This window comes from Streptomyces azureus (assembly GCF_001270025.1).
In the GTDB taxonomy this organism is placed as follows: Bacteria; Actinomycetota; Actinomycetes; order Streptomycetales; family Streptomycetaceae; genus Streptomyces; species Streptomyces azureus.
Map to the genome: position 1 here is coordinate 48,609 of NZ_DF968187.1, position 20,583 is coordinate 69,191.

The 20,583-nt window shown below is 69.1% G+C and carries 17 protein-coding genes and 1 pseudogene; 7 read left to right on the top strand and 11 right to left on the bottom strand.

The window, feature by feature from the left end:
• Positions 1–20: 20 nt before the first annotated feature.
• The 8 genes from AOQ53_RS00920 to AOQ53_RS00945 all read right to left on the bottom strand — a co-directional run bounded on the left by AOQ53_RS00920 (position 21) and on the right by AOQ53_RS00945 (position 7,619).
• Positions 21–1,448, bottom strand: a complete 1,428-nt coding sequence (locus tag AOQ53_RS00920; protein WP_059413983.1) for an FG-GAP-like repeat-containing protein — start codon at positions 1,446–1,448, stop codon at positions 21–23.
• 53 nt (positions 1,449–1,501) lie between these two features.
• Positions 1,502–2,905, bottom strand: coding sequence for an FG-GAP-like repeat-containing protein (locus tag AOQ53_RS00925; protein WP_059413985.1), 1,404 nt, complete (start codon positions 2,903–2,905; stop codon positions 1,502–1,504).
• A 70-nt stretch (positions 2,906–2,975) separates the two neighbouring features.
• Positions 2,976–3,146, bottom strand: a complete 171-nt coding sequence (locus AOQ53_RS44365) for a hypothetical protein (RefSeq protein WP_167745660.1) — start codon at positions 3,144–3,146, stop codon at positions 2,976–2,978.
• A 409-nt stretch (positions 3,147–3,555) separates the two neighbouring features.
• The gene (locus AOQ53_RS00930) at positions 3,556–4,149 is read right to left on the bottom strand and encodes a dihydrofolate reductase family protein (protein ID WP_236711517.1); all 594 of its coding nucleotides are present in this window, start codon (positions 4,147–4,149) and stop codon (positions 3,556–3,558) included.
• A complete protein-coding gene (locus AOQ53_RS00935) occupies positions 4,146–4,727 on the bottom strand; it encodes a dihydrofolate reductase family protein (RefSeq protein ID WP_059413989.1) in 582 nt (193 codons plus the stop codon). The genes AOQ53_RS00930 and AOQ53_RS00935 overlap by 4 nt, the downstream gene beginning before the upstream one ends.
• Before the next feature lie 94 nt (positions 4,728–4,821).
• Positions 4,822–6,111, bottom strand: coding sequence for a glycosyltransferase family 2 protein (locus AOQ53_RS00940; RefSeq protein ID WP_236711518.1), 1,290 nt, complete (start codon positions 6,109–6,111; stop codon positions 4,822–4,824).
• A gap of 41 nt (positions 6,112–6,152) precedes the next feature.
• A complete protein-coding gene (locus tag AOQ53_RS43400; protein ID WP_020269611.1) occupies positions 6,153–6,326 on the bottom strand; it encodes a hypothetical protein in 174 nt (57 codons plus the stop codon).
• A gap of 27 nt (positions 6,327–6,353) precedes the next feature.
• On the bottom strand, positions 6,354–7,619 hold the full coding sequence (locus tag AOQ53_RS00945) for a nucleotide sugar dehydrogenase (protein WP_059413993.1): 1,266 nt from the start codon (positions 7,617–7,619) through the stop codon (positions 6,354–6,356).
• A gap of 603 nt (positions 7,620–8,222) precedes the next feature.
• Here AOQ53_RS00945 and AOQ53_RS00950 point away from each other — a divergent pair.
• Complete coding sequence (locus AOQ53_RS00950) at positions 8,223–9,251, top strand: type II CAAX endopeptidase family protein (protein WP_236711519.1); 1,029 nt, start codon at positions 8,223–8,225, stop codon at positions 9,249–9,251.
• Positions 9,252–9,383: 132 nt separating this feature from the next.
• Positions 9,384–9,686, top strand: a pseudogene (locus AOQ53_RS00955) (carboxymuconolactone decarboxylase family protein); the annotation flags it as partial.
• Positions 9,687–10,014: 328 nt separating this feature from the next.
• Here AOQ53_RS00955 and AOQ53_RS00960 read toward each other — a convergent pair.
• A complete protein-coding gene (locus tag AOQ53_RS00960) occupies positions 10,015–11,244 on the bottom strand; it encodes a GNAT family N-acetyltransferase (protein ID WP_059413995.1) in 1,230 nt (409 codons plus the stop codon).
• 758 nt (positions 11,245–12,002) lie between these two features.
• Between AOQ53_RS00960 and AOQ53_RS44040 the strand changes: the two genes are divergently transcribed.
• The gene (locus AOQ53_RS44040) at positions 12,003–12,551 is read left to right on the top strand and encodes a hypothetical protein (protein WP_148640272.1); all 549 of its coding nucleotides are present in this window, start codon (positions 12,003–12,005) and stop codon (positions 12,549–12,551) included.
• A 10-nt stretch (positions 12,552–12,561) separates the two neighbouring features.
• Positions 12,562–12,891 (top strand): hypothetical protein, encoded by a 330-nt coding sequence (locus AOQ53_RS00965; RefSeq protein WP_148640273.1) that lies wholly within the window; start codon positions 12,562–12,564, stop codon positions 12,889–12,891.
• Positions 12,892–13,536: 645 nt separating this feature from the next.
• Here AOQ53_RS00965 and AOQ53_RS00970 read toward each other — a convergent pair.
• Both AOQ53_RS00970 and AOQ53_RS00975 read right to left on the bottom strand, forming a co-directional pair.
• Entirely contained in the window at positions 13,537–14,139 is a 603-nt protein-coding gene (locus tag AOQ53_RS00970) for a hypothetical protein (protein ID WP_099054502.1), read from the bottom strand.
• 190 nt (positions 14,140–14,329) lie between these two features.
• Entirely contained in the window at positions 14,330–16,660 is a 2,331-nt protein-coding gene (locus AOQ53_RS00975; RefSeq protein ID WP_059414001.1) for a (Fe-S)-binding protein, read from the bottom strand.
• 276 nt (positions 16,661–16,936) lie between these two features.
• Here AOQ53_RS00975 and AOQ53_RS00980 point away from each other — a divergent pair, with 276 nt between their 5' ends.
• From AOQ53_RS00980 to grpE, 3 genes are all read left to right on the top strand, one after another.
• On the top strand, positions 16,937–17,944 hold the full coding sequence (locus tag AOQ53_RS00980; protein ID WP_059414003.1) for an MraY family glycosyltransferase: 1,008 nt from the start codon (positions 16,937–16,939) through the stop codon (positions 17,942–17,944).
• A 94-nt stretch (positions 17,945–18,038) separates the two neighbouring features.
• On the top strand, positions 18,039–19,901 hold the full coding sequence (gene dnaK / locus AOQ53_RS00985; RefSeq protein WP_059414005.1) for a molecular chaperone DnaK: 1,863 nt from the start codon (positions 18,039–18,041) through the stop codon (positions 19,899–19,901).
• Positions 19,898–20,557: a nucleotide exchange factor GrpE gene (gene grpE / locus AOQ53_RS00990; RefSeq protein WP_059414007.1), complete on the top strand. Its 660-nt coding sequence runs from the start codon at positions 19,898–19,900 to the stop codon at positions 20,555–20,557. The genes dnaK and grpE overlap by 4 nt, the downstream gene beginning before the upstream one ends.
• Positions 20,558–20,583 lie beyond the last annotated feature (26 nt).

Here is a 20,583-nt window from a genome sequence, read left to right on the forward strand (position 1 = left end):
AGTCCCAGGTGTTGTCGTGATCAGGAGTTGAGTGCGGTGCCGTAGCCCGGCGTGCCGGCCGTGGAGACGCCGGTCGTGCCCGGGCCGAAGCTGACGGAGCCGGTGGCCGTCGGGCCGGTGGCGGTGGAGCGCAGGGACCAGACCGCGCCGTCGCCGGCGTTCTCGCCCGGCGCGGAGACGGACAGGTCGGCGCGGCGGTCGCCGGTGTGGTCGGTGAGGGTCACGCGGGCGCCGAAACGGTCGCCCTTCTCCGAACTCCCGGGCACGCCCGCGGTGTTCTGGGTGTACGACGTCGCGCCCTTGGTGGTCAGGCCGGACGCCGAGCCGTACAGCACGGTGACGGCACCGGCGGCGGCGTTCTCGCCGGCGGCGCCGATCGCCAGGTCGGCGAACCCGTCGCCGTTGACGTCGCCGAGCGAGACGCCGCTGCCGAAGCGGTCGCCCTGCTCGGAGGCGCCGGGCACACCGGCGGTGTCCTGGGTGAGGCCGAGCGGGGCGCGGTTCGCGTCGAGGCCGCCGTCGGGTCCGCCGTAGACGACGGTGACCTTGCCGCCGAGGGCGCCCTCCGGGTCGGCGGACGTCTCCCGGTCGTTGCCCACGGCGATGTCGTCGTGGCCGTCGCCGTCGATGTCCCCGACGGCGGAGACGAACCCGGCGGGCAGTCGCTCCAGCCAGTCGACGTAGTTGCCGATCTTCAGGTCGGCCAGGGCGGTGGTCGCGGCACCGGTGTTCACGGCACGGCCGTGCAGGACCACCCGGGGGCGGCCGTCGCCGGTGACGTCGCCGGAGGAGAGGTGCGTGACGCCGTGCGAGGAGGACCACCAGTCGTTGCGCGAGCCCGAACCGCCGTTGGAGGCGCTCGTCCTGGTGATCGGGCCCGCCACGAGGGAGAGGGTGACCGGGCCGGTGGAGCCGACCGCGACGTCCACGTCCCCGTCGCCGTCGAAGTCACCGGCGGCCAGCGCCTGGCCGTACCGGTCGTAGTCGGTGCTGAAGAAGCTGAACAGCGAACGGGCGCCGGACAGGCCGGACTTCGCGCCCCAGACGATGGTGACCGTGCCGTCGTTGCTGTCGGTGCCGTCCTCGCCGGGCGTGCCGATCAGCAGGTCGGCGTAGCCGTCGGTGTTGAGGTCCGCGGAGGCGAGCGCGGAGCCGAAGGCGTCATCGGCCTCGGCGGCACCGGGCAGTCCGGCCGTGTTCTGGGTCAGGAGCGTGCGCGTGGAGCTCTTCGGCCCGCTGGTGCTGCCGTAGACCACCGACACGGCACCGGCCCTCGCCTGCCCGGCGACGGTGGCGCCCGGCGCGCCGATCGCGAGGTCGGTACGGCCGTCGCCGTTGAAGTCGTAGGGGGCGGCGGGCGTCGCGGCGTGCGCGGCGGGGGCGGAGAGGGTGAGGGCGAGCGGGGTCAGGGCCGCCGCGAGGACGGCGGCGGTGATACGGGTGCGCATGGGTGTACGTGCCTCGCAGGGGAGTTGACGGGGCGTCACGGAGCGACGGGGCGTCACTGTGCGACGACAGAACCGAGGTTGCCGTCCTTGAGGGAGACGGCGGTGGTGGTGATGCCCTGCGCCCCGCTCGTGGTCAGGCCGGAGGCGGAGCCGCGCAGGGTCCACAGGCCACCCGTGGAGTTCTCGCCGTCGACGCCGATCACCAGGTCCGCCTTGCCGTCCTTGGTCACGTCGGTCAGGCCGACCGCGGAACCGAACCGGTCCCAGGACTCGGCGGAGCCCGGCACACCGGCGGTGTCCTGGGTGTACGACTTCACTCCGCTGCTGGTCCTCAGGCCGGAGGCGGAGCCGAACAGCACGGTCACCGAGCCCGCGTCCTTCGCCGAGCCGACGTCCTCGCCCGCGGCGGAGACCACGACGTCGGCGTACCCGTCGCCGTTGATGTCGCCGGTGCTCACCGCCGTGCCGAAACCGTCGTAGGCCTCGCCCGCGCCGGGCACGCCCGCGGTGTCCTGGTGGACGACGGTCGGCTGCTGCGCCGGGTCGGGGCCGTTCGGGCCGCCGTACCAGACGGTGATCTGGCCGCCCTTGTGGCCGCCGGGCTTGAGGTCGTACGGGTCCGTGTGGTCGCCGAGGACGAGGTCGCCGTAGCCGTCGCCGTTGATGTCGCCGATCGAGCCGGGGTAGCCGTCGGCGTCCGGCAGCTCGGCCATCTTGTACGTCGTGCCGGTCCAGCGGAAGTAGTTGATCTGGCCGCCGGTGTCGCCGTCCACGTTGAAGGGGTAGACGCGCTCGGCCGCGCCGTCGCCGGTCATGTCACCCGCGATCACCTCGTACGTCGTGCCCAGCTCGCCGACGACGGAGTGGCTCTGCGGGCCGCCGGTGCGGGTGAAGGGGCCTCGGTAGATGCGGGTGTGGCTCTGGCCGGTGAGCGTGACGTCCGTGTCGCCGTCACCGTCGAAGTCGCCGGTCGCGATGCCCCGGGAGAAGCCGCCGTACTCGGACAGCGTCGACGGCTGCGGCAGGCCCTTGCCGCTGGTCAGGCCCGACGTGCTGCCCCACAGGATCGTGCCGGAGCCGATGCCGTCCCGGTCGCCGATGCTCTCGCCGGTGGCGCCGACGACGAGGTCGGAGTAGCCGTCCCTGTCCAGGTCGCCGGTGGCCAGGGCGGCGCCGAACACGTCGCCCGACTCGGCGGTGCCGGGCACGCTCGCGGAGTTCTGGGTGATGACGGCCTTGCGGGCGGCCGACACACCGGACGCCGAGCCGTACAGCACGACGACCGCGCCGGCGCAGGAGGCCGAGCCGACGTTGGAGCAGGGGGCGCCGGCCGCGACGTCCCGGTACCCGTCGCCGTTGAAGTCCCCGGCGAGGCCCGAGGGCGCGGCGGCGGCCGGGGTGATGGTGAGCAGGCCGGTGGTGAGTGTGGCGGCCAGGAGGAGGGTGCGCTTGCGCAAGGTGGGGCTCCGGGTGGGAAGCGGCGGGCCGGGCCTGAGGGCCGGTCCCGGGTGAGGAGAGCGGGGCGGCTCAGGCGGTGAGGCAGGCCTGTGGGGCGGAGTCCCGGTGTGTCGCCGTGCCGGTCGCGGGCACGGACAGCCCGCCCGTCGGCGTGGCCGGGCCGGTGGCCGTCGCGAGGGCGGGGCGCGGGTGCGGGCGCCCGTGGGGGCGTCGCCGGTGCTGTGGCTGGTGCTGATGCATGCGGGGGTCTCCTGCGGCATGCGGGATGCCTGGCGGGCATCCACAGTCGATGAGGCGCCGGGACCGTCCGTGTTCGCCGGGAGTTGTCCGGGCTCACGGGTGGTCGGCGATCAGGAGACCTGTGTGGGGACGTAAGGGTTGTACGTGAGTTCGGTTAATTCTTGAGGCGGAGGGGGCGGTTGGTGGGGGCGCCTGGGGGAGGGAGGCGCGGAGGCAGGGGATCAGCCGGTCGGCGTGGGCCGGTGGAGGCCCGGGGCACTCGGTCGGCGTGGGACGTGGGGTCCCGCGGGAGCCGGTCGGCGTGGGCCGGTGAGGGCCGGGATCAGCTCACCGGCATAGGCCGGTGGCGGCCCGAGGGCAGCCGGTCGGCAGGGCCGCGGGGCCGCGTGGCCTCGGGGGCCTGGGCGGCTCAGCCGGGCGGCACCGGCCGGTACCGCACGTCGACCGCCGCCTTGCGGTCGTCCCCGACGAGCAGCTCCAGCCCTACGGGCGCACCCCCGGGGTTGTCGAACAGCCGGATGCCGTCGCCGAGCAGCACGGGCACGATGTGCAGGTCGATCTCGTCGATCAGCCCGCGTTCCAGGAGCTGCCGGCCGATGGTCGGCGAGAACACCTCGACGTTCTTCCCGTCGGCGGCCTCCCGCGCGATCCGGAGTGCCTCGGCGACGTCGCAGCTCAGGAAGGTCACGCCCGGGGTGGGCTGCGCGTCGTCCGGATGATGCGTGAGCACGAAAAGGGGTCCCTGCCAGGCGCCGCCGTAGATCCCGGTGGGGTCGGGGTAGGCGTCCCAGCCGGCCCGGCCGCCCAGCACGGCGCCGGTCGTCTCGGCGTACTCCTCGACGAGGCCGGGGCGGAAGGTCGCCCCCGTCATCCAGTCCATCGTGTGATTCGGCCCGGCGACGAACCCGTCCAGGGACATCGAGAAGTGCCAGAGCACCTTGCCGGCGGCGGTCTGCGGTTCCATCTCGTCCATGGCGGTCGACCTCTCCTGGTACGTGGTCACGGCTGCTTGCGGACCCGGTAGCGCAGGTGCAGCACGCGGTCGCCCTGGATCACGGTGTGCGGGTCCTCCAGCAGGTACTGGGCGTCCACCGACCCGAAGTACCGCTTGCCCGAGCCGAACACCACCGGCACGACGTCCATGGCCACCTCGTCGACCAGACCGAGCGCGAACGCCTGTCCGCCGACGTCCCCCGCCGCCACGCCGACGTCCCGGTCCTCCCCGGTCAGCTCCTTGGCCTTGGCGATGGCCTCCTCCACACCGCCGACGAAGTGGAACGGCGCGTCCGGGTGCCAGCCCTGGGGCCGGGGCCGGTGCGACACGACCACCAGGTGCTCACCGGCCGGCGGCACGCCGCCCCACCCGTCGGTCATGTCGAACACATGCCGCCCGACCACCAGCGTCCCGATCCTCGCCATGGTCGGCCGCACGTAGTCGGCGGAGACCTTCGACACCTGGGCGTACTCGCTGAGCTGGACATCGCCGTTGCCGTACCAGTCGAAGAGAGGACCGACCTGATCGTCCGCGCCGGCGATGAAACCGTCCACGGAGACGACGTTGTGCATCACGACGGTGGTCATCGCGGCTCCTATGGGTTCGGGGCCGGGAGCGGCCCTTGTGTATCCATAGACCGCAGGCAGGCCGGAAACTCATCGCACGGGCGGTGCGTGACGGTCAGGCGTTCAGCAGGTCCTTGGAACCGGCACGATGACGACCACCCTTCGGCAGTGCCGTCTTCGCCGTCAGACCGCGCGACTGCCAGGCGTTGTCGCGGAGCTTGAACAGGGCCCAGTACCGCGTCGGGCACAGCAGCACGATGTTCATGAACACGGCCGCCGGAGTGCCGACGAGCCAGGATCGCCAGCGCTGGCGCGTGGTCATGTCCGGCCGCATGAGGACGTACAGGCCGGACTGGCCGTAGCGCACCACCAGGTACACGGCGAGGTAGACCAGGGCGATGCCGGGGTTGTGGTACCGCCCGCCCAGGGTCATGAGCGTCATGACGACGATCCAGGCCAGCATCACCGGTGTGATGACGAGCTGGAGCAGTCCGAAGGTCGGCGAGATGAGCTGCTTCAGCGACAGCCGTGCGTACACGAACGGCAGCATCCACCACCACGACCGGGCCCAGCGCAGCCGCTGTCGGTAGGTCTTCTTCAACGTCGTCGGCATGTCGGTGACGACTCCGGCCTCGTTGACGGCCACGACCTCGCCGCGCATGAGCGCCCGCAGGGCCAGCCAGCGGTCGTCGCCGGTGCCGCACTCCACCTCGTAGGCGTCGAGGTGGTCGTAGAGCAGCTCGGCCCGGTAGAGCGCCAGCGCTCCGGAGGTCGTCTCCAGGGCTCCGAGCATGGAGCGCGAGGAGCGCATCATCACGCAGGAGGTGCCGATGTCGATGTCCGCTGCCCGGGAGACCCAGGTTTCCTCGAAGTTGCGGATGTAGATCATGCCGGTGGTGGCCTGGATCCGCGGGTTGCTCATGGCCCGCAGCTGCTGTTCGAGCGCGTCCGGGAAGGGCTCGCCGTCGGAATCGATGGTGAGCACGTAGTCGAAGTGCTTGTTCTGCTCCTGGAGATGCCGCAGCACGGTGACCTGCGCCCCGCGCTTCCCCTTGTTCTCCTGTCGGTGCCAGAAGACCCGGGGGTGCTCGAAGGGTTCCACGGGGTGCTGCTGAGAGCCGTCGTCGATGACGTGGATCTCGTCGACCGGGTGCGTCTGGGCCAGCAGCGATCGCACCGTGCGGTGCAGGTTCTCCGAGGGCTCCTCGAAGGCCGGGACGATCGCCACCGTCCGGCCCGGAGCGACCGGGAGGTGGGTGAAGGACCGGCCCTTCAGGAACGAGACGAGGCAGAGCACGATCACCGTCATGCCCAGCCACCAGTAGAACGTGAGGACCGGGCTCTTCGACTGGAGGTGCACCACGACGGTGGCAGCGGCCAGAGCCGCCACCACCACGGCGGTCACCACAGTGAGTCTCCCCCGTGACGCGGGGGCCTGCGTGGTGCTCAAGCGGTCACTCGCTTGCCGCGGGTCGCCGTGCGGAACACCGCGACGCCGCCGATCACGAGGAGCATGGCTCCCAGCACGATCCACCCGAGTGCGGTTCCGCCGGTGGCGGCCAGGGCGGCTCCGCCGGTGGCGGTCCCGATCGCGGCGCCCACACCGTTCTGTCCGTACATGTTGTCCCTCTTTCCTTCCGGGGCTCTCTAGAGCCGTTCGATGTGGGGTGCGGCGGCCATGACGCCACGGGTGTCGAGCACGTAGGCGGCCTCGGCGGCGAGCCGGACGAGGTCGAACTCGCCGTGCGGGGTGAGCAGGACGACGGCGTCGAAGTCGGCGACGGTCGCTGATGCGGTCGTTGTCCCGAAGGGAATCTCCCGGCAGCCGCTGTCCGCCACCGGCAGATAGGGGTCTACGACGGTGACGTCCGCCCCCATCGCCCGCAGCCGGTCGGTGACTTCGACGGCCGGCGACTGGCGGGCGTCCGAGGTGCCCGGCTTGTAGGCGGCACCGAGCGCGAGGATGCGCGCCCCGTGCACGCTCCGCCGGAAGCGCCGGCTGAGGGAGTCCTGAAGCCGGCGCACGACATAGTCCGGCTGACTCTCGTTGATGTCCTGCGCCAGCTCGATGAGCCGGAACGTCTGCCCGTGCCGTGCCTTGACGTGATGGCTGAGGTAGACCGGGTCGATGGGCAGGCAGTGTCCGCCCACGCCGGGCCCGGGCAGGAACCGGGTGAACCCGAAGGGCTTGGTCGCGGCCAGCTCCAGCGTGTGCCACACGTCGACGCCCAGCGTGTGGGCCATCCGTGAGAGCTCGTTGACCAGGGCGATGTTGACGTGCCGGTAGGTGTTCTCGAACACCTTGGCCAGCTCGGCCTCTTCGAGCCCCGAGGCGGGCACGGTGACGTCGGTGACCGTGTCGTAGAAGTCCTTCACGCGCCGCAGACAGCCCTCGGTCAGTCCGGCGACGATCTTCGGTGTGTTCTCCAAGCGCCAGTCGGCGTTGCCCGGGTCGATGCGCTCGGGACTGAACCCGACGTGGAAGTCCCGGCCGGCGACGAGCCCGGAGCCCTCCTCCAGCAACGGTATGAGCACGTCACGGGTCGTGCCGGGATGGGTGGTCGACTCGAGCACGACGGTGGCACCCGGCTCGATCCACTCCGCGAGCACGCGGCCGGCGTCCCGTACGCAACTCAGGTCGGGCGCGCGGTCGGTCAGCGGAGTGGGCACGGTGATGACCGCGACGTCGAAGCCCTTGAGGTCCTGCGGGTCGGCGGTGGCGTTGTACGCACCTGAACCCAGCACCGCCCGGAGCCGGTCGTCGCCGATGTCCTCGACATACGACGCCCCCGCGGCCAGCGCCTCGCAACGCGTCCGGTCGGGCTCGTAGCCGGTCACGGTATGACCGACCTCGGCGGCCCTCACGGCCAGGGGCAGGCCGACATAGCCCTGCCCCAGCACACATATGTGCATGGTGGATTCCTCACCCCTGAAGTACGTCCGCCTGTTCCTGAGGCAGGCGGCCGTGGCGTGGTACTGCGTGAGAAGCGGTGTGGGAACGGCACCATCACCGCATCACCGGCCTGCCAGGGCCCCCTGCCCGAGCGTGCGCAAAGCGCAACCAGCGATCTTCACAAACCCCCCTTATTTGTGGACCTTCATGGTTCAACAAGGATTCGCTGAACGGAACCCTCTTTACTCATTCGATATCTGTGAAGTGTTGCGGGGCTGATGGGCGTTGCGGGGTGAGGCTTGGCCAAGTGGCCCCTGGGCCTCGTGAGTGATCTTCACATTTCACGGGTTGGCGAGCCTGCGTTTGCAGTCTCCGGCGAATGCACTCGCGAATAACGCGCGCCTCTTGTGCGCCCCCCTTGTACCACCCCCGCGACTCATCACCGGTTACCCGTGGTTATCCCAGGCGGCAGGGAGGGCGTTCCGCATCGGTGACCCACCGCCGGGGCGGCCGGGCTGTGCGACGTCGTAACGCTCATGCCACTTCTCCCAGTTCATGGGCGCGGTCATACGGGGGCTGCAAATCAGCGGCGATGACGGCCCCCGCCTGGGAAGCTGCTGATCATGACAATCCCCTTACCACCGCACCCCACCGGCCTCCCTTACCACCGCATGGGCCACTGCACCGGCCGTCACAGCTGGTGGCGGCCAGTGCTCGGCACTCTGCTGGCTCTTGGTGTGTACGTCGTGCTCAGCCTCTTGCTGTTCGCCCTCTCCTACGGTTTCGGGGCAGCGGCCGGGCTCCGTGAACTGCCGGACGGGGGCTACGACTTCGGCCTACTCGTCAACACGGCCCTGGACCTGACCTTCATCGCGGTTGCCCTGCCCGTGATCCTGCTGGCCGTATGGTGGCCAGGGCGGCGACCGCCCGGCACCCTGTCGTCGGTCGGCGGACGGCTGCGGTGGCGCTGGCTGGTCCGGTGTCTGCTCGCCGCGGTGCTCCCCGTGACCGTGCTGGCGGTGTCCGTCGTCCTCCTGCCTGACAGCGGAAGCGACTCGGGGGAGTCCGTCGTATGGGTGGGCTGGCATTCGTTCCTCACCTCGCTGGTCGTGCTGGCCGTCTTCGTCCCGGTGCAGGCCGCGGCCGAGGAGTACGTCTTCCGGGGCTGGCTGACGCAGGCGGTCGGCGCCTTCGTCCGTTCTCCGTGGTTCGCGGTGATCCCGCAGGCCGTGCTGTTCGCCGCCGCCCACGGCTGGGGCACCAGGTGGGGCTTCATGGGCCTGCTGGTCTTCGGTCTGGTCTGCGGTTGGCTGACCATCCGTACCGGCGGCCTGGAGGCTGCCGTCGCCCTGCACGTCCTGAACAACCTGCTGGCCTTCGGCGTCGCCGCCGCGATCGTCGACGGGCTGTCGTCCGACGAGACCGCTGCCGACTCATCCTGGCAAGTCGGCCTCGTGGACGTGGCAACGACCCTGATCTACGCCGCGATCGTGCTGTGGCTCGCCCGACGCCACCACCCCCAGCGCCTCTCACCGCCGGTGTCCGGGGCCGCCTCATCGCACACGCCTCACCTGCAACCGCAGGGCGCTACGACGCTCAAGGCCACGCCCGGCCACGCCGGCAGTGACGTCCCGCCTTCACCATGGCCGTAGCCGTGGCTGACGGGGATGTCCGGCGTCCGGGCAGTTGCGGAATGCCTGTCTGCGGACGAGTAATGGTCAAGGCCTGTGGACGAGGAGTGGTTGGCTGTCGGCAGACGGATGGGCTTGAGTCTCCAGTAGGAGACGGGATTCCTGTGCAAGGCCGGGGAGTCGGAGGAGCGGATCACGTCCGTGACGTCCTGGCAGGACTCGCCGTACCTCACCGGTGCCGAGCGTGCCGCGCTGGCACTCGTGGAAACGGCGCTCCAGCCGTCCGCAGGCGGCGAGAGGGTCTCCGACGAGCTGTATGCGCAGGCCGCCGAGCATTATGAGCCCAAGGCGCTCGCCACGCTGATGTTCGCGATCAGTCAGGTCAGCTTCTTCAACTCCGTAGCGCTCATCGCCAAGCCGGTGCCCGGCCGGTCGTTCACCGACCCGTGGAAGTGAGCTACCGGATTGGTCTGGGGAGCACGCCGGTTCATCTTCGATGAGACGAAAGAGCAGCGGGCAACCTCCCCTGAGAACAGCTCACCGTTCGGTGAGACGGGTCAATGTCGTCCAGCAGGGAGCCGTCTCGCGTGGAGCCTTCGTCGTTGATTGCGGCGAGCACAGGGTGTGCCTTGCCGACCGACGCGGCAACGTCGGTTTACTCGATGACTTCAAACGATCACTCGGGAAGGTACGCCCCCCAGTCCGATCCACAGGTCATGAGCACGGCTCTCTGCGGACACCCTCTAATACTGTGCAGACTTGTGCGGGGGCGGCGAGCGCGCGGTCAGAACCAGTGCAGGCAGTGCGGGGAGCGGTCGGCGCGGAAGAGGGCGTCAGCGAGGGTGGCCGTGCCCGGTCGGTGAGCCCGGATGTGCCCGGCACGCACGAGCGTGCTCGGGGCGGTGCCGCCGAGGTAGACCGAGCCCAGGTCCCTGATGTCCAGGGACAGGTCGGGCTCCCGGTCCGTCGGCACGCAGGCGGCTTTGCCGTCCCGGACGGTCAGCAGGTATCGGCCGTGCCCGCCGAGGAACGGGTCCTCGACGTCGAGGACAAGCTCTCCGTCCATGAACCAGCCGCGCGCGGTCAGTGCGCGCGGGACGTCCAGCAGCCGCACCCAGAGCCAGTCCATGTCGCCGCTCACCTCGCCGGCGCGGAAGTCCGCAAGCTGCCAGCGCAGCGGGTGCTCGGGCGGGACGTGCTGGAACACGACCTGAGAGACCAGGTCGTGTCCGAGTACGAACCGGGCCAGGGCCGTGAAGACGGCGTCGTCGGCGGTGATGGTCTCGTCGACCGTCAGGGTGCCGGACTCGATCGAGTAGCTGGCGTACCCGTCCGGGACGCCGTCGGCGTCCCGGTGGACAGCGACGTAGCGCGGCGCCGGCGAGATCGGGGGCTGCCCCGCGCGCAAGGCCCACCAGCGGTGCGGCCGGGACAGCGCGCCGGGCTGGGCGCGGCGATACCGGTCGTAGACCTCTTCCAGAATCTCGCCGCAATCGGCCCGGCGCAGCACCTCGACCGAGCCGTTGCCCGAGCCGGTCGCTGGTGCGTGGGCCACTGCGCCCGCCCGGGGAACGGTGAGGGCGGCCGCGTGGCGCGGCACCTTCAGCCGCGCCGTGTAGGTCGCCGGTCCGTAGCCGAACCTGCCGTAGATCGGGGCCTCAGAGGCCAGCAGCACGGAAAGGAACTCCCCGCGGGCCCGCAGCTCGGTGAGCTGATGCAGCATCATCGCGCTGAGCACGCCCTGGCGCCGGTGCGAGGGCAGGACGCCGACGGCGGTCACCCCGGGGGCCGGGACGAGGATCTCACCGGGCAGGGTGAGCTCGAAGGAGTGCGTGGCGGCGGTGCCGACGGGCCGCCCGTCCGCCGTCACGGCGAGCAGGCAGCGGTCCATTTCGAGCGCCGACCACCAGAGCCCACCGCCCTCGACCGGGGTTTCCGGGAAGCGCCCGAACGCGGCATGAACTGTGTCGACGAAGACGTCAAGGTCCTCATCGGTTGTGGAACGAATCTCCATTGCTCCGCTGCCTCACCTTGGGATACCGGCACCACGACTCATGGTGTCTGGCCACAGTGCAGCGTTCATGTCTGGCCGGAGGCAAGCGGATTACGGCCGGCCACAGTGCAGCCAGGTCCCAGCCCGGCACCGCGGGTGAGCGCGGTGGTCGGGCTCGGCGGCGGTCGTGAGCGAGGCGTCGGGCCGTGACGGGCAGTGGGCGTCCGCCCCAGCGGATGCGGTCACAGCACTAGAGGCGCACTCTGCTGATCCGCCAAGCGGCTGCGCCCGTGCTGTTCCCGGCAGCATCAACATCGAGCGTCAGCTGCCCCGGGGAGTCGGATATTCGCCAGTATGGGGGAGCGCCGTCACACGTCAGCATCTCGCGCTTTTCGACGTTGCCGTACTTGAGCGTCATCTGCGCTTTTCCAGTACCTGTGCACACGACGGCAAGTTGGTACGACTTTCCCTTGTCGAGGGGAGACCGTGCGTGAATTCCCTCCACGAGCTTCTCCGAACCGGCTTCGACGAAATCCGGCGGTACGGGAGTTGATGTCCGTTTCTCCCTTTCGAGGGGCAAGCGGGCTGGCCGCGGCGTCGCGGGGCGGCTGCGGCCGCGGCTGGGCGCTTGAGTTCGAGGCGGGTGTGGAACACCAGGCATTCTGGGCAAGATGAGCAGCTCAGCGCATCGGTTCCACTCCGGAGCGTGAACATGATCAAGCAGTGCTTCCTTGCAAATGTAAATCCCAGAAGGAGAGCATAAGTAGGCCACGGAAGGCATGCAGAAGCATCCGGCATCGAAAAGAGAAGACGTGCGCGCTACGTATTTCCGCAAGTCCACCGCGATGTTCATCGCGGCAGCAGGAGCTACTGTCCTGCTAGCCGCGCCTATGCCCGCGAACGCATCCACCGAGCTGCCCGCAGCAGCCACAGTGAGCGCGTCAAACCCCTGCAAGTCGCGTCACTACTCAAAGGTCGCCTACACCTTCTGGATCGGCCCGAGCAAGATGCCTCTGCGCTGCGGAACGAAAACTTGGGGCTACAACCACATAGTTGAGCGCGGACGCTGGAGCACCAGCTTCAAGAACAAGATCAGCGACACACTCTTCAACGGCTACGAGAAGACACCCGGGGTGTACTACCGATACAAGGTGGGTACCGGCTGCTCCTCGAAGCCGCCGAGGAAAAACTTCAAGGTGGTCGTCAACAAGGGCCCCCTTGGAGGGAAACCGGGCGGTCTGACGCCCCGGGGAATCATTACGGCCACGGTAGAGTACACAACACCGGCCGTAGCCGCGGCTTCAGCGAGCGCAGAGGCGAAGTGCTGAGAGGACCCATATGGCCACCCCGGAGCAAGTGAGGGAATCACTCACCCGAAAACTTTCAGGACTGCAGAGCGAGGGCGGAGGAACCTCTCTTGAAGTCCTTGAGGTGAAGGTGCCGTCTGTCTTTCCTGAATTGCTTCTGAAAATCCAGATCAGGGTCTCAGGGCAGCTCTGGGAAGTCTCACTTGACTACCAGGGGCATGAAGCGAGTCTGGTGAGCGGGGACCTCTCCGAGGAAACCCTGAATTACCTCGAGTTCCTCGTGCGTACCCACCTGTTCGAGTGGTGGCACACGAAGGACACAGAGAAGTTTTCAGCGCGCATGGGGAAGAGACTGGACTGAGAGAGTGGTCTGCTGGTAGGCCGCACGGTCCGGAAGCTTCGGGGCCGACGGCGCGGGCGGCTGCGGATCGGGCAGCTCCAGCGGCGTCTCGCGGGTGATCCGGACCTCCTCGGCGACCCGTCCGAACTCGTCCAGTCGCGTGGTCAGCCGCGCGATCTGCTTCCTCGTCGTCTCGGCCTGCGCGGCGATCTCCCGCTCCTCAGCCGCGCCGGCACCGCCCCGAGGATCAGCTCCCCGCCGGTCATGTGGTGCGCCAGGCCGCAGCGGTGGCCCCGGTCAGCCGGCACAACCCGACGGCTGGGAGTGGTCACTCTTCCGGACGGAACAGGACCCACGAACCCTGAAGCCGGACGACACATGCCTCGTCGGCATCCCGGAAACACTGGTACGCGTCATTGATGTCGCGCACCACGACCCGCCAATGGACACCGGTCACCTGCCTCGGCCACACACCTTGCTGATCGTGATTCCTGTTGATGGCCCCGGCGCCGAGGGGAGCAGCGAAGGCGAAGGGGACGCAACCGAGCTGGACTCCGTTGTGCCTCTTGCGATTGAACGAGTCCCGCAAAACTGATCCTGCCAGGGGGGTCTCGCACGTGAAGCCCCATGCCAGCCATGCCAGATCGTGGCCAGACCCTCAGGAGTTCAGAGAAGGTCCCGCCAGAAGGGAACGGTTGCTCTCGGGTTCCAGCTTTCGTCGACGTCGCCGCGTGCCTCGTCGAACTCCCTGTGCACGTAGTCGACCAGGTCCGACCCGTAGTAGATGATGTCGGTCTGCCACATCGAGAGCACCGGGTGCCCGTGGCTGCCCCGGCCGGCTGGGAGATACCGATGGGCATACACGGGTACCAACACCGGCGCTTCCGCGAGATGGTGTCGTGCCGCGGCCATCGCCGCCGCGCCGTCGGCCGGACGCTCGCCCCAGCCCTCGTGCCAGAAGCCGTTGTGCTCAATGCTCAGTAGGACGCCCTCCGTCGGCCAGCCGAGGTGACCGCGCAGCCTGTCCGGAGCCGCGTTGCGCCAGTCGGGCCACGGCTCGGACCAGGTCTGTCCCTCCTCAGGAGGGAGGTTCACCGGAAGGCCGGCCGAGAGGAACGCGCGGTGGTCATCCGCGAACTCAAATCCGTACTCGCGCTCGATGCGCGCGAACTCGGCGTCCGACAGCCCCGGCTCGAACTCGTAGAGTCCGGTCTGTGCCAGGCGACGTGCGGCTTCTGCGCCGAGACGTGCCCCCTCATCACTGATCACCATCGCACGCTAACGCTAACGCCAACCCGAGCCCGCCGTCATGCGAGTTAGGCCGACGCTGCGTCCGTCTCGGTTTCCGGCTCACTCTGCGGGTGCCCGTGCCACCCGTACGGCAGCGGCAGCCGTGAAACGCCGACGCCCCCCGCCCGATGACTCGGACAGGGGGCGTCAGACAACCCGCAGCAACCGCCTACTTAACCGGCTCCGGCTCCGGCGCACTCGCGGAGTCCGCCGCCCCCGCCGGCGGTTCCCCGCCGCCGTCGCCGTCACCGTCGTCGCCCTCGCCCTCCGCGGACACCGGCGTCTTCACCGAGTCCAGCAGCAGCTGAGCCACATCCACCACCTGGATGGACTCCTTCGCCTTGCCGTCGTTCTTCTTGCCGTTGACCGAGTCGGTCAGCATCACGAGGCAGAAGGGGCACGCCGTCGACACGATGTCGGGGTTCACCGACAGCGCCTCATCCACCCGCTCGTTGTTGATGCGCTTGCCGATCCGCTCCTCCATCCACATCCGAGCACCACCCGCGCCACAGCAGAAGCCCCGCTCCTTGTGGCGGTGCATCTCCTCGTTGCGGATGCCCGGGACGCTGGCGATGATCTCGCGCGGGGGCGTGTAGATCTTGTTGTGGCGGCCCAGGTAGCAGGGGTCGTGGTAGGTGATGATGCCCTCGACCGGGGTGACCGGGATGAGCTTGCCCTCGTCCACCAGGTGCTGGAGCAGCTGCGTGTGGTGGATGACCTCGTAGTCGCCGCCGAGCTGCGGGTACTCGTTGCCGAGGGTGTTGAGGCAGTGCGGGCAGGTGGCGACGATTTTCTTCGCCGACTTGGGCTTCGCGGACTCCGGGACGACCTTGCCGTCGTCGTCCATCTCCTCGCCGAACGCCATGTTCAGCGCCATGACGTTCTCCATGCCGAGCTCCTGGAACAGGGGCTCGTTGCCGAGCCTCCGTGCCGAGTCACCCGTGCACTTCTCGTCGCCGCCCATGATGGCGAACTTGACGCCCGCGATGTGGAGCAACTCCGCGAAGGCCTTCGTGGTCTTCTTCGCGCGGTCCTCGAGTGCGCCCGCGCAGCCGACCCAGTAGAGGTACTCGACCTCGGACAGGTCCTCGATGTCCTTGCCGACGACCGGGACCTCGAAGTCGACATCCTTGAGCCACTCCAGGCGCTGCTTCTTCGCCAGGCCCCAGGGGTTGCCCTTCTTCTCCAGGTTCTTGAGCATCGTGCCCGCCTCGGACGGGAACGCGGACTCGATCATCACCTGGTAGCGGCGCATGTCGACGATGTGGTCGACGTGCTCGATGTCCACCGGGCACTGCTCGACGCAGGCACCGCAGGTCGTGCAGGACCACAGGACGTCCGGGTCGATGACGCCGTTGTCCTCCAGCGTGCCGACCAGGGGACGCTCGGCCTCCGCCAGCGCGGACGCCGGGACGTCCTTGAGAGCCTCGGCAGACGCCTTCTCCTCGCCCTCCATCGTCTTGCCGCCGCCGGCCAGCAGGTACGGCGCCTTGGCGTGCGCGTGGTCGCGCAGCGACATGATCAGCAGCTTGGGAGAGAGGGGCTTGCCCGTGTTCCACGCCGGGCACTGCGACTGGCAGCGGCCGCACTCGGTGCACGTGGAGAAGTCCAGCAGGCCCTTCCAGGAGAACTGCTCGACCTGGGAGACACCGAAGACGTCGTCGTCGCCCGGGTCGGTGAAGTCGATCGGCTTGCCGCCGGAGGTCATGGGCTGGAGCGCGCCCAGAGCCGTCTCGCCCGTCGCCTCGCGCTTGAACCAGATGTTCGGGAAGGCCAGGAAGCGGTGCCAGGCCACACCCATGTTGGTGTTCAGGCTGACCGTGATCATCCAGATCATGGTCGTGCCCAGCTTGATCATCGCGAAGAAGTAGACGAGGTTCTGCAGCGCCGCCACGCTCAGGCCCTTGAAGGCCAGGACCAGCGGGTACGAGGCGAAGTACGCGGCCTCGTAGCCGTCCACGTGGTGGAGCGCACCCTCCAGGCCCCGCAGGACGTAGATGGCCAGACCGATCGTGAAGATGACGTACTCGACGAAGTACGCCTGGCCCATCTTCGAGCCGGCGAAGCGGGACTTGCGGCCCGGGCGCGACGGCAGGTTCAGCAGGCGGATGACCATCAGGGTCGCGATGCCGAGGGTCGTCATCGCGGCGATGAACTCGATGTAGAACTCGTAGGGGAGGAAGCCGCCGAGCACCGGCAGCGTCCAGTCGGCCTGGAACAGCTGGCCGTACGCGGTGATGATCGTCGGCGGCAGCGTCAGGAAGCCGATCGCCACGAACCAGTGGGCGATGCCGACGATGCCCCACCGGTTCATGCGCGTGTGGCCGAGGAACTCCTTCACCAGCGTCACGCTGCGCTGGTAGGGGTTGTCGGTCCGGGTACCGGCGGGCACGGGCTGGCCCAGCTTGAAGTACCGGACGAACTGGCCGGTCGCGCGTGCGAACAGCGCGACGCCGACCACGGTCAAGACCAGCGACACGATGATCGCGGCGAGTTGCATGGGGGCTCCTCGGGCCTGCGAGGTTTTGTCGGGGGAACCTGTCGTTATCGAGGGTTCCCCGAGATTACTAAGCGGTAACTTATGCAGTCGTCTGAGACTACCCCTATCTTCCGCCGCACTGTAGCCGGGTGGGCAGTGATCTGAATCGCTGAGGGTTGCCTCAGGAGCCGCCCGGATCCGGCTCGCGATTCCGTCATGGATCTCAAGGCGGATCTCGTCGTGGATCCCGTCGTGTTATTCGTACCGAATTGTCATGGTGACGCCTAACTTATATCCGTGCTCTACGGGATCATCGCCGCCGCCGCCTTCCTCCTCACCGCCCTGCTCGCAGTCCTCCTCCGGACCCCCGCCCTGCGCCTCGGCGTCCTCGACCGGCGGCGGCAGCGGAACGTGCCGCTGTCCGGCGGTGTGGCCGTGGTGGCCGTCACCGGGTCGGTCGTGGCGGTCAAGGACTGGGAGTCGGCCGGGAGCGGGATCGGCGGGTTGCTCGCCGCGGGTGGTGTGGTCGCCCTGCTCGGGCTCGCCGACGATGTGTGGCGGCTGCGGCGGCGGGTGCTGGCTGCCGGTACGGGCGTGGCGGCCGCGTGTGTCGTGCCGTACGCGGAGGCGGGCGTGGGGGCCGGGCTGCTCGGGGTCGTGTGGGTCGTGGGGGTGACCTTCGGGTTCCGGGGGCTCGACCACTCCGACGGGCTCGCGGGGGCGGTCGGGGCCGTCACCGCCTTCGGGGTGGCGGCCTGTGCCGCCGTCGACCTGATGGACGGGATCGCGGCGCTGATGAGCGTGCTGGCTGCCGCGCTGACCGGGTTTCTGCTGCACAACTGGCACCCCGCGCGCGTGGCGCTGGGCAGTTGCGGGTCCATGTCCGCGGGGTTCGTGATCGCCGTGGGTGCCGTGCACGTCCGCGCCGGGTTCGGCGTCGGGGAGAGCGCCGGGGTGCTGTTCGCGCTGACCGCCGTGGTGTGCGCCGACGTCGTACTGGTGCTGCTGTCACGGCGGTTGGGCGGGCGGGCCGTCCTGCGGAGCGGGCCGGATCATCTCGCGCACCGGCTGCGGCGGCTCGGCCTCACCGTGCCGGGGGTCACTCTGCTGCTGGCGACCGGGGCGGTCTCGGGTGTGCTCGTCGGGGTACTCGCGCACGCCGACCGGGTCGGGGGCGACGCCCTGTGGTGGGTGGCGGGAGTGGCTCTCGTGGCCGTGTTCGCCCTCTTCCGTGTTCCTGTATACGCAGATCGACGAACCGTATCGTCGCAGGTCAGGGCGTTATTGCGCGTAAGGAACGGATAAGACTTGAGCCCGGTCGACTCAGCTCTGTTGACCGGTGGGGAGCCGTCGTGCACACTTGAGTCCGTTCCACTCAAGTCAGCTGGAGGAATCAACCATGGCACGTGCGGTCGGCATCGACCTGGGCACGACTAACTCCGTCGTCAGCGTTCTGGAGGGCGGCGAGCCCACCGTCATCACCAACGCCGAGGGCGCCAGGACCACGCCGTCCGTCGTCGCCTTCGCCAAGAACGGTGAGGTGCTCGTCGGAGAGGTGGCCAAGCGTCAGGCGGTCACCAACGTGGACCGGACCATTCGGTCGGTCAAGCGGCACATGGGCACCGACTGGAAGATCGAGCTGGACGGGAAGCCCTTCAACCCGCAGCAGATCAGCGCCTTCGTGCTGCAGAAGCTGAAGCGGGACGCCGAGTCCTACCTGGGTGAGAAGGTGACCGACGCGGTCATCACCGTCCCGGCGTACTTCAACGACTCCGAGCGCCAGGCCACGAAGGAGGCCGGCGAGATCGCCGGTCTGAACGTGCTGCGCATCGTCAACGAGCCCACCGCGGCCGCGCTGGCGTACGGCCTCGACAAGGACGACCAGACCATCCTGGTCTTCGACCTCGGTGGCGGTACGTTCGACGTCTCGCTGCTGGAGATCGGCGACGGTGTCGTCGAGGTGAAGGCCACCAACGGTGACAACCACCTCGGTGGTGACGACTGGGACCAGCGCATCGTCGACTACCTGGTCCAGCAGTTCCAGTCCGGCCACGGCGTGGACCTGGGCAAGGACAAGATGGCCCTGCAGCGTCTGCGCGAGGCCGCCGAGAAGGCGAAGATCGAGCTGTCCTCGTCCACCGAGACCTCGATCAACCTGCCCTACATCACCGCCTCCGCCGAGGGCCCCCTGCACCTCGACGAGAAGCTCACCCGCGCCCAGTTCCAGCAGCTGACCGCGGACCTCCTGGAGCGCTGCAAGACGCCGTTCCACAACGTCATCAAGGACGCCGGCATCTCCATCAGCGAGATCGACCACGTCGTCCTGGTCGGCGGCTCGACCCGCATGCCCGCCGTCGCCGAGCTCGTCAAGGAGCTGACCGGCGGCAAGGACGCCAACAAGGGCGTCAACCCGGACGAGGTCGTCGCCATCGGCGCCGCCCTGCAGGCCGGTGTCCTCAAGGGCGAGGTCAAGGACGTCCTGCTCCTCGACGTCACCCCGCTGTCCCTCGGTATCGAGACCAAGGGCGGCATCATGACCAAGCTCATCGAGCGCAACACCACGATCCCGACCAAGCGGTCCGAGATCTTCACGACGGCCGAGGACAACCAGCCCTCCGTGCAGATCCAGGTCTACCAGGGCGAGCGCGAGATCGCGGCGTACAACAAGAAGCTCGGGATGTTCGAGCTGACCGGTCTGCCCCCGGCGCCGCGCGGCGTCCCGCAGATCGAGGTCTCCTTCGACATCGACGCCAACGGCATCATGCACGTGACCGCGAAGGACCTGGGCACGGGCAAGGAGCAGAAGATGACCGTCACCGGCGGCTCCTCGCTGCCGAAGGACGAGGTCGACCGCATGCGCCAGGAGGCCGAGCAGTACGCGGAGGAGGACCACAAGCGCCGCGAGGCCGCCGAGGCCCGCAACCAGGGCGAGCAGCTCGTCTACCAGACCGAGAAGTTCCTCAAGGACAACGAGGACAAGGTCCCCGGCGAGATCAAGACCGAGGTCGAGGAAGCCGTCGGTGAGCTGAAGGAGAAGCTCAAGGGCGAGGACACGGCCGAGATCCGCACCGCCACGGAGAAGGTCGCGGCCGTCTCGCAGAAGCTCGGCCAGGCCATGTACGCCGACGCGGGCGCCGCGCAGGCCGCCGACGGCCCCTCCGCCGGAGCCGGCGCGGGTGCCGGTGCCGGTGACGCCAAGGCCGACGACGACGTGGTCGACGCCGAGATCGTGGACGACGAGCGGAAGGACGGTGCCGCGTGACGGAGGAGACCCCGGGCTTCGACGAGCAGCAGCCCGACGTCCCTTCCGGCGCCACCTCCGACGACGCCGAGCCGAAGGCCGCCGACTCCCCCTCGACGGAGGAGGGGGCGGCCCCGGCCGGGGACACGGGCCAGGACGTGGCTCTGGTGGCCCAGCTGGACCAGGCACGCACGGCGCTGAGCGAGCGCACGGCGGACCTCCAGCGCCTCCAGGCCGAGTTCCAGAACTACCGCCGCCGGGTCGAGCGTGACCGGATCGCGGTCAAGGAGATCGCCATCGCGAACCTCCTGACCGAGCTCCTGCCCGTGCTCGACGACATCGGCCGCGCGCGTGAACACGGCGAACTGGTCGGCGGCTTCAAGTCCGTCGCCGAGTCGCTGGAGAGCACGGCGGCCAAGATGGGCCTCCAGCAGTTCGGCAAGGAGGGCGAGCCCTTCGACCCGACGATCCACGAAGCCCTGATGCACAGCTACGCACCGGACGTCACCGAGACGACGTGCGTGGCGATTCTGCAGCCCGGGTACCGGATCGGCGAGCGCACCATCCGCCCCGCGCGGGTGGCGGTGGCCGAGCCCCAGCCGGGGGCGCAGACGGTCAAGGCGGACGAGACCGCCGAAGCCGACGACAAGGAGAGCGGTGGCCCGGAAGAGGGCTGACGTCATAGCGGACGAAGGGAAGGAGG